The sequence below is a fragment of the Paenibacillus sp. J23TS9 genome (assembly GCF_018403225.1).
Lineage (GTDB): Bacteria > Bacillota > Bacilli > Paenibacillales > Paenibacillaceae > Paenibacillus_AQ.
Genome location: NZ_BOSG01000006.1, coordinates 259,164 through 274,769 on the forward strand (window position 1 = coordinate 259,164; position 15,606 = coordinate 274,769).

The window sequence follows — 15,606 nt, forward strand, 5'->3', positions numbered from 1 at the left end:
TTTAATTTACCTGATGTAGGCTCTAATACCGCACTTCTCCTTCGAAACGCTACAGATATGGGAAATTTACTAATTCTAGACGATCAAATCCCGATCTCCCGCATCTTCTCCGTTACTACTTCGATCCTTCCGTCCATGTCCATTCCTTCATACTTCGGAAGCTTCAGCTTGCTTACGATGGTTCCATCCCGCATAAACATAATACGCTCTGTCCGCGCCGCAACCTTGGCGTCATGAGTTACAAGCATCACGGCCGTACCGTCCGCATTGATTTCAGATAAGATGTCCATAATCTCTTGAGCGGATTGTGAGTTGAGCGCACCCGTAGGCTCGTCTCCGAAAATAATTCTGGGGCTGTTCATAAGCGCTCTGCATATACCCGCACGTTGAAGCTGACCTCCCGAAACCTGCGTAATATCACGTTTTTCAAGCTCTGCTATGCCTACCCTTTGCATAAGCAATCTGGCCTTCTCCGAAATTTTCACTACATTTCTCCTGTTGTCCCGCATGGCTGGAAGAATGATGTTGTCAAGGATATTCAGATTGCTCAGCATCGTTGGCTGCTGAAATACAAACCCCATTGTCGTCCGGCGGAGATCAGAGAGCTCATTCTCCCCAATAGCCGATAAATCCTTCCCATCAACAACGACTGTTCCGCTATCAATGCTGTCCGTCCCGCTGAGCGCGAACATGAGCGTCGATTTCCCCGAACCCGAAGGACCCATAACCGCAACGAACTCTCCCTCGTTTATTTCAATGGATACCCCATCTAGAACATTACGCTTTTCATGGCCCTCACCGAAAGATTTTACGATCCGATCACCGATCATCATCTTCTTCATATGCCTACCCCTTCATACTCTCGGAAATTTTTATTTGGCCTGCACCCGTTAAACCGATGATGGTTGCGATCAGTACAGAGCCAATCATCATGAATGGAATGAGCAGGTATGCAGATAGTGGATGAATCGCAAAAGTAAATGTCGACGCTCCAAAGGAGGAGATCACTGCACCCGCTAACAGCTCTCCGAGCGTGTTCGCCAGAACCGTCCCAAGAATAATACCAACGATTAGAACGAAAACAGAACGGGAAATATACTGCGCCCTTATATCCGAGTTCGTAAAACCGAGTGCTTTCAACACGGCAATAGAATATCTGTCTTTCGCGATGAGCAGCTTCATAAACAACAGAGTGATGAGCAGTGTTATCACTAATGCAACTACGATGGAGGCGAAGGAGGCCTTTTTGACAGAGCTTATCGTGGATCCGAACGTCTGTGCAACAAACTCATCAATGTCTGAAACTTTTGCAAAAGCAAACCTGTTCTTATATTCTGATGTTTTTTGGTCAACAAGCGATTGATCCGAAAGCTCCGCGCAAATCACAGACCACATCATATCTGCTGTGTTATCAGCGAATATAGCCTTTGCGGTTTTGCCGCCGTTTGTAATGTCGGAATAAATTCCGCTTACCGTTAATGTTTTTTCTGCCCCCTCAGTGATCAGCGTCATGTGTTCGCCGACCTTTTTGCTGAGCTCATCGGCGTTCAAGGCGGAAAGGGCAATTTCGGTTTCTGCAGCGGGTGCTCTACCCTTGGAATAATAGATAGGGAACACCGAATGATCTCCGAGTTCAATCTTTATATTTTCCTCTGATCCGTTTTCCGTTTTTACTTTGAATGTTTTGGTGGTTAAGACGACGTATTTGGAAATAGCACTGTCGTTCTTCATACTGTTTTCGATTTCAGATGTTTTCGCGGAAATATGATCGGTCTGCTGAACATCCATCCGCATATCATAAGTTCCAATCCCCATATATTGAATGAAGCTTTTTGAAGAAATCGTGTTGTACAGGTTCTGTGGAACAATCATGATGAAGGACGAAATCACGAGAACCACAAGCATTGTAGCGTAAAGTTTTTTCCTTGAAAGAACATCTTTGATACCTAGGAAAACATTTGTGTTAAACCATCTGTTTCCGCTCAAGCGAAGCCGCTTTGTACCTGCGCTTGTTTCAGATGAAGTGCCACAGCGTATGGCTTCTGCAGCAGATAGGGTCCGAAAGCGTCTCAGCACTCCGTTTACATAGGCCATCATAGCAAGGAATATAAGCAGTATACCGATGAGTCCGAACAGCGGCGCAAGAGATGAATGTTCACTATCCCCCATATACAGGCGAATATTCTCAAGAAGCAACCCTTTAAACATAAGCGAAAGTGCATAACCGATCACACTGCCTACAGCCGCTATGGCTGCGTACTTCGCAAGATAAATATGCTTTATGTCGGAAACCCTGAGCCCTATGGCCTTCATAACACCAATTGCTCTATAATCTTCTTCGATTTTCGCAAGGAGCGTAAAGCGTATGCACATCAATGCGATGGCAACGATCAGAACACTTACAAGAAGGATCACGGCAATCATCATGCCGTCCGAAAGTGCGTTGAGCATTTTTAACAGCGGATATGTAATGGTTGGTCCGTTTGCTTCAAGTCCTGCGGAAGCATAAGCGGTTTCGAATGCGCCGAGTGCCGACATGTCCTTTAATCTGAACTCTATTAGATACTCCGTGCTGCCAAGGTTTTTTATCTCTGCGTAATCATGTGTGCTCAGAAGAAATCTCTTGGAAGAGGCAAGCGCAGAATTCATCTGCGAATCGCGAAGGAATCCCGCCACAGTAAATTCCTTGCCGCTTACGAATGCCTTGTCACCAATCTTTGCCGTGTGATCTTGCATGTAGCTTATTGGAACATAAAGCTCTCCGTCGGAGACATGAATGATGTTGCCGTCCAGATCAAGCAAAAAATCGAATTTTTCATTTTGTATACTGAATCCGTTATCCTGAACGCTATTCGTAAGCGAACGGTCACCAAGAATAATTCTAGCGCCATCGATGTTCAAAAATTCGGCGACTTGGAATTCATCGACATTACGATTCTGCTCAGCAAATGATGCAAGACGGGCCGTATTCACTTCACCCGAATGCATCTGTATAAAATGCGGAGTTTTAGCTTGTGTCATGAGCATGTCCAGCGCACCTGAAAGATTGACGACGAGGATCGCGGCGAGAGATACAAGCATAGCTGCGGCAGAGACAAATATCATCGTTGCCAGCGTAATCACTTTGCTCTTTAACATGTCATTGCGTATGATTCGATAATACATGGGCCACCTCTGTCTTCAGGCTTATGAACTGTCTTTAAGTTATACATAAATGTTTCTGAAGCAAGACCACTGCGCACAAGTATTGATGCAGCAGCCGCAAACAATGTGCACATATCAGCTGTTATCAGTAGTTTTGTTGTCAAATATCTTCATGATGTGCATGAGTTCCCCTTGCTTAACTCCCAGCATTCTTTCAATATGGAAGATAAATGCATGCATACGTGCAGCGAGCTCTTCATTCGTCATTTCAATGTAATCATCATCAAAAACCGTATTTGCATAGATCACCACCATCTCCATACACTCGTACGGAAACGGTGTGTTAAACAATCCCTGCTCAATGCCCTCTCGGATCACTCCAGCCAGAATAGGCGTAACCCCGCTGATGATGACTCTTTGAATTTTCTGGTGCATCAACGCATTCTGCGGCTTATGAATATGCTCCATCATTTCTGCGCTGCTTCCGCCACTTATGTTCAAGGCCATAACGACTTGGATAATACGCTCGACGACAGGTATGCTCTTGTTCTCGGCAATTTCCTGAGCTGCATCTAATAGACGGACCTTATACCGATCAATCAGCGCATCCATAATATCTTCCTTCGATTTGAAGTGATGATATAATGTTCCCCGCGCAATCCCAACCTTTTCGAGAATATCGTTGGTACTCGTCCCATCAAAGCCCTTCTGAAAAAAAAGCTCATCTGCCGCATCCAGTATTTCGTTTATACGTTCCTCGGCTTCTTTTACAATCCTCATTTTTCATCCACCCCTAAATAGACCGACTGTCTGTCTGTTAGTCTGATGATAACATGCTATTTCGCTTTGTCAAGAACGTTATGTTGTTGTTAGGCGCTGTTCTCTCAATACATTTACATCGTATAATACGGAAGCTTATAAACCGATAAATGTAAAAAAACCACATCCCTTCTTCGCGGACCGTTTTATCCGTGTCCAAGATTCGGGATGCAGTATATTTAGCTGCCAGGATCTGAATCCTAGTATATTGAATTGAATCATTACAACAGCGGATGCTCATGCTTCGCTTTCAAAATCGACCAGCGCCGCTCCACTTCCTTTTCAAATTCATCAAGCATTTCCTTGTTTTCTTCCTTGAGCAGATGTCTTGATTTGCCCATATATTTCAGCCAGTCGCCGAGCGGTACCCGCTTATTCTTCGCCTCCGGATCGAACGTAATGTTCGTTTGTCCCTGTTCCACTTCATACAGCGGGAAAAAGCATGCATTCACGGCCGCGCGAACGATTGTCTCCCCTTCCTTATCGTCGGACTTCCAGTTCAGCGGGCATGTGATCAGCAGCTTGCCGTAGACGGTACCTACATTCTGGGAGTACCACTGCGCTTTTGCCGCCTTTTTTACAAGGTCCTGCGGGAATGCCTCCGTCCCCGTAAATACGTACGGAATATGCGCAGCCGCCATCATTTGCACCGTATCTTTGTGATGAAACGTTTTGCCCTGCTGCTGTTTGCCGACGCCGGAAGTACTGGTCATGTGGCCTAAAGGCGTAGAATACGAAAGCTGTGCCCCGGTGTTCATGTAGCCTTCATTATCGTATTCCAGAATGATCAGATTATGGCCCCGCAGCGCCGTCCCGATAGCCGAACCCATCCCGATGTCCATGCCGCCGTCGCCGGTCACCATTACAAACGTAAAGTCCTCGGGAACATCGATTTCGCCCCGGCGTTTCTTCTCTAGGAACGCCTCTACCGTGCCGGATAACGTCGCCGGTCCGTTCTGGAACAAGTTATGAATGAAGCTCTGTTTATGCGAGTTATACGGATAACCCGTCGTGGTGATATAAGCGCAGCCGGTATGAAACAACGTGACGACATTGCCTTCGATCCCTTTGAAAAAGAGCTCCAGCGCCGGGAAAATACCGCAGCCCGGGCAGGCTCCGTGACCGGAAGCAAACCGCTTCGGTTTGGCGGCAAGTGCCCGCATCGGCGGCGCCTTAACGGACAGCTTGTTCGTCGCCTCATCCATCTTCACCGTGATCAGGCCGGATTTAAAGCTGTCGCCGTTCATCGGCGCGATGACTGGCTGCAGCTTGTGCGCCTCATCTCCCGGCGTTTGGCCGTAATAATCAAACGGAACCTTGGCATACCCCAGCTCCATGGCCTCCAGCGCCAAGGCAAAAAAAGCTTCCGCGTCATCCGCGTAATAGTCTTTCCCGCCGAGGCCGAAGATGCGGGACAGCACAATCGGCTGCGGACCGCGGATTTCCTGCAGGGCCGCTTTGACCTCATGCGTCAAATTGCCTCCTTGTGCGCCGTAAGAATCGGCGCGTTCACCGACCAGTAGCGCCTTGACGCCCGTCAGCGCCTCGCGGATTTCCTTGGCCGGGAACGGCCGGAGAATATTCGGGCTGATCACGCCCGCTTTGATTCCTTGCGCCCGCAGCCGGTCCACGACGTCTTTGGAGGATTCGGCTGCCGAATTGAGCAGGAACAGAGCCACCTCCGCGTCTTCCATGCGGTACAGATCAAGCGGCGAATAGGATCTTCCGGACAGTGCGGCGTACTCCTCCGCCACTTCCTTGAATACCTCGCCCGCACGGTACATGGCGTTCGATTGCTGGAAGTGGTTGTTCATCAAGTCGTCGCCGTTCATGTAAGCCCCAACGACGATCGGCTTGTTCTCGTCCAGCACATGCGGAAATTCCGGCGGCTGTTCCCCTACGAACTCACGGACGGTTTCCCGGCTCGTAAATATGTGCACCCGGCGTTTCTGGTGCGACGTGAAAAATCCGTCATACGCCACGATGACCGGCAGGCGCACGTCTTCATGCTCGGCGATTCGCAGCGCCATGATGTTCAGGTCATACACCGCCTGCGGTGAACGGGCCGTCAGAATCACCCAGCCCGTATTGAGGCCGTAGTAGAGATCCGAGTGGTCACCGCGGATATCCAGCGGGCCACTGACCGCCCGCGTCACCAGGTTCATGACCATCGGGAAACGGGTGCCCGCCTGCACGGGCAGCTGTTCGATCATATACAGGAACCCGTTCGCGCTGGTCGCATTGAATACCCGCGCTCCGGCTGCGGCTGCGCCGTAACAGATTCCCGCCGAGCCGTGTTCGCCGTCAGCCGGAATGAGCTTGATGTCGTGTTCGCCGCGCGTCCGCATCATGTCAAGATATTGGGCGATTTCCGTAGACGGTGTAATCGGAAAATAACCCATGATGTGATAATTGATCTGGGCAGCTGCCATGGCGGCCATTTCGTTGCCCGATTCGAAGACCGCCGTTTGGGCGGCAGGCATCTCGTGCTCGGTTGCTTCTTGGATTTTCATGTTCATGATCTGACTCCCTCCGCGGTTAAATAGGGGAATGCTTGCGGCACACGGTGCTGCTCCGCATAATGCGGCTCTTCCAACATGGCGGCCAAAGCGGTGGTCGGGCAAGCTTCCACGCATTTCAAGCAGCCTTTGCAATACTGGTAATCGATGCCTTTCATAAACATCTGCAGGTTGCCGCGTTTATCCGGTTTCTGCTCCCACACGATGCAGAAATCCGGGCATACCGTATCGCAGGCGGCGCAGTGAATGCAGTCCTCGATCTTGTATTCCGGCAAATATCCCTGCCGGGAGGCGCTAAGGTCCTTCAGGATGCTGTTGGCCGTCACGTTCAGGATCCCGCCGGGCTCCTGCGTTTCAAATCCGAGAACCGGCTGCGGTCTTGCGAAAGCCACCGGGTCTATAAGCCCTGTGCCATTTCCCAAGGAAAGGAACCGGACTTCGTGATACCCTCTGTCAAAGGTCCGCAAATTCGCTTCCACGAGGTGTGGCAGCTTTTTCTCAAACGTTGTGCGGATAACCTGCCGCATATCGTCCGGGTTCAGGAAGCTGCATATCCGGAACAAGGCGCCCAGCATCGCCGTATTGACTTTCGTTTTTTCCTCAACGGCAATGTTCAGCGCATCAATCACCGCAAGCGTTCCCTGCGTCATGTTCAGATCCGCGGCAACTTCGGCAAGGTCTCTCGACGTATTCACAAGTACCGTTCCATCAGGCTGTAATCCGCTTATGACATCTATCGTCTTATACAATGCTTCATGAAATACACCGACGACATGCGGCTGCTCAATGGGACTGTGATCGCGGATTTCCACCCCGGGATCGCAGAACCTTACGAAACTCTTCACCGGCGACCCTTTTTTCTCCGAGCCGTAGCTGGAAAAATTAGAACCGTTAAGGCCGGAGCCGGTTACCCCGGCTTCGGCCAGCATTTTCCCGGCCAGATTGGCGCCAAGCCCGCCGATGGATTCGAGACGGATCTCGAAAAATCCCAGTTCATTTTTGTGAGGCAATATCGACATATTCTCTCTCCTCATTTCTTCTAGAGGTAGTTCAAAAAGACCGCTTTTGATCACGAAGTAAATCGGAGAAGCAGATTCGGCATCGAATCTAGAATTCAGCCGGGCCTTCCGGTGCTCACGTACCCACAAGTACGCTCCGCTCCTCAGTCCCTAGCTTCATCCAATCTTCTTGGTGCTGAAAACCGTCCTTTTTGAACATTCATTTATAAGTCCATAAATCCAGTTTAAAAGAACAATCCGACAGGCTTTGTGATTTAACACACAAACTTAAAAAATGGTGATTGGAATCACCTTTCCGGTTATCGCAGCGGAGTATACTGTGTCTGACAGTCCAATGACAACGCGGACTTATGTGGACCTTAGGCAACCAATAACTCACGAAACCGGGGGAGAAATAATGACTAACATCGCGACAGAGAAGGCCTTAAATCATCAGCCGTCCATGTTCTGCTTTCAATGCCAGGAAGCATCCAAAGGAACCGGCTGCACCCTTGTCGGCGTATGCGGCAAACCGCATGACGTGGCGAACCTGCAGGATCTGCTGATCTATCTGCTGAAAGGGATCTCTTTTCTCAGTCAGGATGTCCGGCTGCCGGAATTCCTTGAACAGCGCGTATCGCTGTTTATCATGGACTCCTTGTTTGCAACCATTACGAACGCCAATTTTGACCGCGAGGTGTTTGTGGGGAGAATCCGGGAAGCCATGGCGCTCCGCGGCGAGGTGCGCGCCTATTATAACGAGCAATATCCGGAAGGAACCGCTAATTTCCCGGATGCTGCCGTCTGGGAAGCGGATCATGAAACCGCATTGGATGAAAAAGCGCGCACTGTCGGTGTCCTATCAACCCGCAATGAAGACATCCGCTCGCTGCGCGAATTGATTACGTACGGCTTGAAGGGAATGGCTGCTTACACGTACCATGCGCTTCACCTGGAGAGAGACGACAACGAATTGAACCGGTTCATGCGCCGCGCGCTTGCGGCTACGCTGGACGATAGCCTTGAAGTGCAGGATCTCGTCGCTTTGACGATGGAAACTGGCAAGTACGGCGTGAACGCCATGGCAATGCTGGACGAAGCGAATACTTCCGTTTACGGAAATCCGGAAATTACGAAGGTTAATATCGGGGTTAGAAACCGGCCCGGCATTCTCATCAGCGGCCACGACCTGAAGGATTTGGAAGAGCTGCTGAAGCAGACGGAAGGGACCGGCGTGGACGTATACACTCACAGTGAAATGCTGCCTGCCCACTATTATCCGGCATTCAAGAAATATGAGCATTTTGTAGGCAATTACGGAAATGCCTGGTGGAAGCAAAACAGCGAATTCGCATCCTTTAACGGGCCGATTCTGATGACGACCAACTGTATCGTTCCGCCAAAGGACAGTTATAAGGACCGCATTTATACCACGGGCAACACCGGCTTCCCGGGCGTCCGCCATATCCCGGAGGCAGAGGACGGCGCTGCCAAGGACTTCTCCGCACTGATCGAGCAAGCGAAAGGATGCCCGGCCCCGACGGAGCTTGAAACCGGCGAGATCATCGGCGGCTTCGCCCATGCCGCCGTGATGAACGTGGCTGATCAAGTTGTCGACGCCGTAAAGTCCGGCGCGATCCGCCGGTTCTTCGTCATGGCCGGCTGCGACGGACGGATGAAATCCCGCAATTATTACACCGATTTTGCGGCAGAGCTTCCGAAAGACACGGTCATCCTGACTGCAGGCTGTGCCAAATATAAATACAACAAGCTTGCCTTAGGCGAAATCGGCGGCATTCCGCGGGTTCTGGATGCCGGGCAATGCAATGATTCCTACTCCCTGGTCGTCATTGCTTTGAAGCTGAAGGGAGTATTCGGCCTAGAGGATATCAACGAGCTGCCGATTTCCTACAACATTGCCTGGTACGAGCAAAAAGCGGTGATCGTGCTGCTTGCCCTGCTGTATCTTGGCGTCAAAAATATTCATCTGGGCCCTACGCTTCCCGCATTCCTGTCGCCAAACGTGGCCAAAGTCCTCGTGGATAACTTCGGGATCGGCGGCATTACCAATGTGGAAGACGATATGAACATGTTCCTTGGTGCCTGATAAACCAATGCCCCTAACCGGGGCATTGGTTTTTATACAAAGCTTGTTTGCGCTCGATTCGCCCTTGCGTAAAATAAAAACGTTTTCTGCCCGTTAGTTAAGGAAAAAGGCAGCCGGCTTTTGGGTCGGCTGCCTTCAAATGTATTCATTGAGCTATCGTTTCCCATTAGCTTAACTACACAAACTCAGTCTGACCTAAAAATTAGGCTCGGATTGGGCTTGTTGTGATGCTCCACGCGGAACTTTTCTTACCAGAACGAAATAAGCGAGCATTGCTGCAGTGCTCGTCGCTAAAATAATTACGCCTAGCGGAACCGCGGTGTTTTCACCTGCGATACCAACCAGAGGAGCAACCACCGCACCTAGAAGAAAAGGTATGACACCCAACAGCGCGGCAGCACTTCCCGCCATATTGGCCTGTCTCTCCATTGCAAGCGGAAATGCTGCAGTTGATGTAATACCTATTGAACAAACAAAGAAAAACAGCGGTATGACCAAGGTGAAAAGTGGACCATGGACTACAGCTACCACCAAAACGACGATGCTTGCAAATAAGGCCACACATAGGCCAAATAGCAGAAATGCCTGTTCAGATATACGATGCGCCATCCGCCCCACTAATTGCGATCCTATAATCAAGCTAATGCCATTCGATCCGAAAAGCAATGCGAAAACGGCCGGTGTGACGCCGTATATATTTTGATAGATAAAAGGCGTTCCTGAAACATAAGCAAAGACACCGGCGATCATAATTCCCTGTGCCAGCATGTAGCCGACAAACTGGCGATCGCGCAAGAGAAGCCCGTAGCTCCGCAATTGGTTTGCGAAGTTGGGTGTTTCGCGTCTTTCAGCTGGAAGAGTCTCCTTCAAACGCCATTTTGTCATCGCCAATAAGTAAATTCCCAGCAGGGCCAGTGCGATGAACACGCCAATCCATGTCGTGAACGAAAGAATGCCGCTGCCTGCAATCGGTGCAGCAAGTGGACCCAAATTACCCACGAGCAAAAGCAAAGAGAAAAATTTAGTAAGTTCGTGACCGCTGTAAAGGTCGCGGGCTATTGCCCGCGAGATAACGATTCCTGCGGAAGCGGCAAACCCTTGGGCAAATCGGAATAGTATTAGCAATCCAATATTGGGTGCGAATGCGCAAGCCAACGAGGAGATGATATATACGGCCATGGAAATCAGCAGAGGATTTCGCCTGCCATAGACATCGCTTAGCGAGCCCATAACGAGCTGACCTATGCCTAGTCCAAGTAAACAAGCCGTCAGGCTAAACTGGACGAGTGACGCGCTTGTATTCAAATTTTCTGCGATTTCAGGAAATGCCGGTAAATACATATCAATCGTAAATGGGCCTAACGTCGAAAATAAGCCCAACAACAAAGCCAAGCTAAAAACATTCCATTGATTATTTTTTCTCATTATAAATTGAATCCCCGATTCTAGTATGGTTTCTATTATCTAAGTTTCATCCGCCGTCGGCAATGTACATAGTGTGAGAAGTTCTGCCCGTTAGTGTAACACGGCTGCTAATCGATGCCGGCAGCCGTGTTTTAGTTTATTTATTGAGCTATCGATTCACGTTAGCTCAACTAGTTGTGCAAAGTAAACCTGAATCTCAAACATGGTGTTTTGTTTATTACTGATAAATTACTCATACATGTGGCGTCGACCCAGGGACTCTCGAGTCTTTTCTACTGAAAAAGACGGCAAAATCCAAATACTTATACATGCAGTCTACATCAAGAAATCCGGCTTCCTCCAACCATATGATTTGATCGTTTAGTTGGGCATTGATATCCAGCTTTCTTCTTTCCACAGACGCTTCAATGGCCTCACGGGAAAGACCACTGTCGTTAATATGCTCAAGCCAGCGTCGTCTGTAATACTCATCGGATGCAGGATGATTTCCGGCCACTTGATCCGCATTAACAAATATACCGCCTGGCATCAGAGCTTGATGTATCGTCACAAATAAATGCTGTTTTGCCATATGAGTGAGATGATGGATGGATAACGAAGAAATGACGATGTCAAACGACTCGGTAAACGTATAGTTCGAATAATCTCCGACGATATACCGAATGCTGTCGTTATGCTGGAATCGCTGACGTGCCCCCTCTAACATTTTGTCGCTTACATCCATGAGCGTAAGCTCTGCATTGGGGTATTTTTGCAGCACCATGCCTGAAAAAAGCCCGGTACCCGCCCCCAAGTCAAGAATTTTCGGTGAGGCAGCAGCACTTTCAACTAAGGATAGAGCCATTCCGTAGAAATCGTCGAAACAAGGGATCAGTTTTTTTCTTTGCTCGTCATATCCACTCGCGATGGCATCGAACAGCTTTTTGACGGATGAGTCCATAACAACACCTCTTTTTCAACTATTGTAATGGGAAAGCATTTGTTGGTGAAATATATAAATCATATTGAATTAATAGCTTATACCTATAATCACAAAACATAACTTACACAGAAAACGGGTACAGTACGTGGTTCTTTATATCCTGTACGCCGGACAGCAATATAATATATCCAATAGCTTCACTAATCTGCCCGTTAGCTTAACACCTGAGGTCAGTTTACAACTTTATTTTCACTTTATTTTTTTAATTCCAAAAGAAATGGCTGCAGTCGCATATTCCCGTTCATAAGTACACATCAATACAGTGGTTCGATATAATACAAATACCTAAGATTGAACTGAAGACTAACGAACAGTTCGAATCGGCCTTTTCTTGTCCATCCTGTGGCTAAATATCCCGAAGCAGCGAAGTATTCAACTCCGCTCTTCCCAGGTAACCGCTGCAGATGACAGGGCGGTTAATGATTTCATATGCTTTTTTAAGATTCGTAATGTACTCCTGACTCCAAGTTTCAAACGATTCGAATTCCTCCTTAGAAATTTGGTGGTACTCCGGGGTGTCGGCGATCCCCGTTAGGGCCTCGTACGCGTAAATATCATCGCCAAACTTTCCTACAGATTGGTATCTACCTGTTTTTAGTCGGATGTAATCGGTGTATCTCAAGGCCATCACTCCATATGATCATAAATATTGTACAATTATAATAATCCGCAAAAAAACTCCATCCCCTATGGTATGGAGTTACTTCGCATTATCACACTGATTAAAGCACAATTAAAGTAAGACATCATTTAACAGTCTCCGCCCTCATCCATATGCCCCGCAAATTCGTCCAGAAGCGCACGCACTTCATCGGTAGACGCCGTGCTCATCAATTGATTTCTTAGCTCGCTTGCCCCTCTAAACCCTTTGACATAAATTTTGAAAAAGCGATGAAGAGCTTTGAATGGACGGGTCTCTAATTCTTGGGAGTACTTATCATGGAGATCAAGCTGCAATCTCAAAAGGTCAAGATATTCGGTACTGCTATGTTCCCTCGGCTCCTTTTCAAAAGCAAACGGATTTTTAAAAATACCGCGCCCGATCATGATCCCATCCACGCCATATTGTTCAGCCAGATTCAAGCCCGTTTGACGGTCAGGAATATCTCCATTAATCGTGAGCAGCGTATGTGGCGCCACACGATCCCGAAGTTCTTAATTTCAGGAATCAGTTCATGTGGGCGTACATTCGGTTAATCTTATATCAATTTCACTTAACTTCTTGCTTGGACAAATCTACTTTTCGCGATATAAGAATGATTGTCAGAACACGCATTCCGTTGCGATTGACGGACGCTTAAGCAGTTTCCAACCGGTTTTGGCGGATATAAACGAGGCCAGCTCCGAGCCCATGCGGTAATGCGTCTGATAGCCGGGATGATAACGGCCGCCCCATCCTTCCACCTCCGGATGAATCAATCCCAAGTCAACCACGAATACCTTTGCGTTTCCGTTTTGATTAAAATGGGACACGACCTGTTTCACGCTGGCAAGATAGTTGTTATTCATGGTTCCGACACAGCAAAAGACATACGGATCATGATATTTTTCCAGGATAACCCGGATGAATTCGATATAAGCGGCAATATACTCCTCATCATGAATCGGCGTAGAATAATCGTTCTGGCCCAGATTAATGACGACTCCATCAGGGATATACCGGGAAAAGTCCCATGGCGCCGTCTCTTTGCCGAGCGTCCCGGAAAAATGCTCCGGCAGTCCCTGCCTATTTCCTACCGCATCCTGCCAAACGCCGATACCGCAGATGGCCATCGTATGATATTCCGCGTTCAACATTCTGGCGCTGATTCCGACATAGGACATGTAGCCGTCATCCAGATCCGGAGCTTCGGCGAGCTCATGCGGATGACCAATCCCTGCTCCATCCGTGATGGAATCGCCGAAGTATTCCAGCCGCAGGGGCCTTGCCGCGGGCGGGGCAAGGAAGCTTCCGCCGTCAGGCAGAGTAAACTGATGAAACGCAATACTGCCGGTCAGAATCCCCGTACGCTTGTGGATCTCCAAGGTGTGTTCACCATCCGGCAGCCCCTGTTCAATGATGTATTCATGGACGCCTTTCTTCAGGTTGATCCAATTCCGGGCGACGCCGTCCACTACAATTTCAACGTAATCCTGGCCTTCGGAATCCTCCGCCGTCATCGAGATGGCCGTCCCTTGAAAAGCAACAAATACGGCGCTGTTCACCCATCCGCATTTCGGCTTCTCTATCTCGGCGAGATCGAATCTCCCCATCAATCTGGCATATTTGGTAAAGCTAAATTCCAAAACTGCTCCTCCCCTCAGCGTCTGCATTGACTTTTAGAATCCAGTCCTTTAAAATAAAGTATACTTTATTAATTAATAATTATATATCCAGACTATCATTTTATACATAACAGGTCAATGAAAAACCACATATACGGGTTCAATTTATACATATAACATAGTAACAGATGCATAATCTTGAAATACCTCAATTAATAAAGTATACTTTTATTAAACTTATATAATAGCAAATCATTTTCAGTAGACTGTAACAAAGGAGAGTTATTGTGAGCGAGCCCAAATACGAGACAGTAAAACAAGCGCTGCTGCATCAGATTAGGGCCGGCGAGCTTCGACCCGGCGATCGATTGCCGAATGAAGAAGACCTCATGAAACAATTTCAAGTCAGTGGCATCACGATTCGAAAAGCGATGACGGAATTGGCCAACGAGGGCGTGATCACGAGAATCAAAAGAAAGGGCTCTTTTGTCAACGGAGCTCAAGCCGAAGACCATTCGAGCCGTTTGATTGCATTCATTTTATCGGCAGAGGACAATTATGATGTCTCTTATATGAAGATCATCAAGGGCGCGCAGCAAGCGGCGGCCGAATTCGGTTACTCCTTGATCGTGGAATGGAGCAACGATGAACAAGCATCCATTCAGAAAATGCTGGACCGAAAAGTGGACGGCTTCCTGATTTATCCGTTCGATCCGGTTCAAAGCAAGGATAACTACCTATTCATCGAGCAAAACAACATCCCCTACCTATTGGTAGACCGGTACAACGTGGATCATCCCAGCTATTTTTCCGGATGCAATAACTACGACGGGGCAATCCTGGCCACCCGGGAGCTGATCCGCCTGAAGCATTCGAGAATAAAATTCGCAAGCTACCACTTTTTTCTTCACTCCGAGCAAGAGCGCTTCGCAGGCTATTGCAGCGCCATGCGTCAGGCGGGGCTTCCGGTAGAAGGCGATCATTTATTGACCCGCATAGATTATGACGCATTATCAGGCAGCGTGATGAAGCGGGATATCACCGCTTTGTTCTGCTCCAATGACAAGCTTGCCGTTGAAACCATCGAACAACTGACCGGCCGCGGCGTCAACATCCCGCAGGACGTTTCCGTCATGGGCTTCGACGATTGGGACCATGCCGGCAATCTGTCGGTCGGGCTGTCCACCGTTCGGCAGGACTTTGAAGAGATCGGCAGGAACGCCGCGAATTTGCTGAACCAGGTTATTCAAGGCCAAACCCATGGAGGCAGCACGAAAATATTGTCGGGCGTTTCCTTGGTGCTCCGGGAGTCTACATGCGAGAATCCTTACGCATAACTCCCTGAAT

11 protein-coding genes and 1 pseudogene are annotated in these 15,606 nt (G+C 48.6%); 2 read left to right on the forward strand and 10 right to left on the reverse strand.

The features are described from left to right. Positions 1–83 precede the first annotated feature (83 nt). From KJS65_RS26950 to KJS65_RS26970, 5 genes are all read right to left on the reverse strand, one after another. On the reverse strand, positions 84–842 hold the full coding sequence (locus KJS65_RS26950) for an ABC transporter ATP-binding protein (RefSeq protein ID WP_213652906.1): 759 nt from the start codon (positions 840–842) through the stop codon (positions 84–86). 4 nt (positions 843–846) lie between these two features. Then, complete coding sequence (locus KJS65_RS26955) at positions 847–3,165, reverse strand: ABC transporter permease (RefSeq protein ID WP_213652907.1); 2,319 nt, start codon at positions 3,163–3,165, stop codon at positions 847–849. Between the two features lie 114 nt (positions 3,166–3,279). Next, positions 3,280–3,924: a TetR/AcrR family transcriptional regulator gene (locus tag KJS65_RS26960; RefSeq protein ID WP_213652908.1), complete on the reverse strand. Its 645-nt coding sequence runs from the start codon at positions 3,922–3,924 to the stop codon at positions 3,280–3,282. 260 nt (positions 3,925–4,184) lie between these two features. Continuing rightward, positions 4,185–6,482, reverse strand: a complete 2,298-nt coding sequence (locus tag KJS65_RS26965; RefSeq protein ID WP_213652909.1) for a thiamine pyrophosphate-dependent enzyme — start codon at positions 6,480–6,482, stop codon at positions 4,185–4,187. Then, positions 6,479–7,501 carry a 2-oxoacid:acceptor oxidoreductase family protein gene (locus KJS65_RS26970; RefSeq protein WP_213652910.1) on the reverse strand — a complete coding sequence of 341 codons (1,023 nt, stop codon included), beginning with the start codon at positions 7,499–7,501 and terminating at the stop codon, positions 6,479–6,481. The genes KJS65_RS26965 and KJS65_RS26970 overlap by 4 nt, the downstream gene beginning before the upstream one ends. 397 nt (positions 7,502–7,898) lie before the next feature. Here KJS65_RS26970 and hcp point away from each other — a divergent pair, with 397 nt between their 5' ends. After that, positions 7,899–9,587: a hydroxylamine reductase gene (gene hcp / locus KJS65_RS26975; RefSeq protein ID WP_244864878.1), complete on the forward strand. Its 1,689-nt coding sequence runs from the start codon at positions 7,899–7,901 to the stop codon at positions 9,585–9,587. A gap of 195 nt (positions 9,588–9,782) precedes the next feature. Here hcp and KJS65_RS26980 read toward each other — a convergent pair whose 3' ends face one another. The 5 genes and pseudogenes from KJS65_RS26980 to KJS65_RS27000 all read right to left on the reverse strand — a co-directional run bounded on the left by KJS65_RS26980 (position 9,783) and on the right by KJS65_RS27000 (position 14,280). Then, positions 9,783–11,012, reverse strand: a complete 1,230-nt coding sequence (locus KJS65_RS26980; protein ID WP_213652911.1) for a multidrug effflux MFS transporter — start codon at positions 11,010–11,012, stop codon at positions 9,783–9,785. A gap of 232 nt (positions 11,013–11,244) precedes the next feature. Further along, positions 11,245–11,952 carry a class I SAM-dependent methyltransferase gene (locus tag KJS65_RS26985; RefSeq protein WP_213652912.1) on the reverse strand — a complete coding sequence of 236 codons (708 nt, stop codon included), beginning with the start codon at positions 11,950–11,952 and terminating at the stop codon, positions 11,245–11,247. Positions 11,953–12,340: 388 nt separating this feature from the next. Continuing rightward, complete coding sequence (locus tag KJS65_RS26990; RefSeq protein WP_213652913.1) at positions 12,341–12,616, reverse strand: hypothetical protein; 276 nt, start codon at positions 12,614–12,616, stop codon at positions 12,341–12,343. A 128-nt stretch (positions 12,617–12,744) separates the two neighbouring features. Continuing rightward, positions 12,745–13,169, reverse strand: a pseudogene (locus KJS65_RS26995) (tRNA-dihydrouridine synthase); the annotation flags it as partial. 88 nt (positions 13,170–13,257) lie between these two features. Continuing rightward, positions 13,258–14,280 carry an SGNH/GDSL hydrolase family protein gene (locus KJS65_RS27000; RefSeq protein WP_244864880.1) on the reverse strand — a complete coding sequence of 341 codons (1,023 nt, stop codon included), beginning with the start codon at positions 14,278–14,280 and terminating at the stop codon, positions 13,258–13,260. Positions 14,281–14,546: 266 nt separating this feature from the next. On the opposite strand from KJS65_RS27000, the gene KJS65_RS27005 reads away from it, so the two are divergent. Beyond that, on the forward strand, positions 14,547–15,596 hold the full coding sequence (locus KJS65_RS27005) for a GntR family transcriptional regulator (RefSeq protein ID WP_213652915.1): 1,050 nt from the start codon (positions 14,547–14,549) through the stop codon (positions 15,594–15,596). Positions 15,597–15,606: the final 10 nt, after the last annotated feature.

Coding starts and splice junctions, on each gene's coding strand:
- KJS65_RS26955 (WP_213652907.1), bottom strand. CDS start 3,165: ATGTATTATCGAATCATACGCAATGACATGTTAAAGAGCAAAGTGATT.
- KJS65_RS26950 (WP_213652906.1), bottom strand. CDS start 842: ATGAAGAAGATGATGATCGGTGATCGGATCGTAAAATCTTTCGGTGAG.
- KJS65_RS26980 (WP_213652911.1), bottom strand. CDS start 11,012: ATGAGAAAAAATAATCAATGGAATGTTTTTAGCTTGGCTTTGTTGTTG.
- KJS65_RS26960 (WP_213652908.1), bottom strand. CDS start 3,924: ATGAGGATTGTAAAAGAAGCCGAGGAACGTATAAACGAAATACTGGAT.
- hcp (WP_244864878.1), top strand. CDS start 7,899: ATGACTAACATCGCGACAGAGAAGGCCTTAAATCATCAGCCGTCCATG.
- KJS65_RS26970 (WP_213652910.1), bottom strand. CDS start 7,501: ATGTCGATATTGCCTCACAAAAATGAACTGGGATTTTTCGAGATCCGT.
- KJS65_RS26965 (WP_213652909.1), bottom strand. CDS start 6,482: ATGAACATGAAAATCCAAGAAGCAACCGAGCACGAGATGCCTGCCGCC.
- KJS65_RS26985 (WP_213652912.1), bottom strand. CDS start 11,952: ATGGACTCATCCGTCAAAAAGCTGTTCGATGCCATCGCGAGTGGATAT.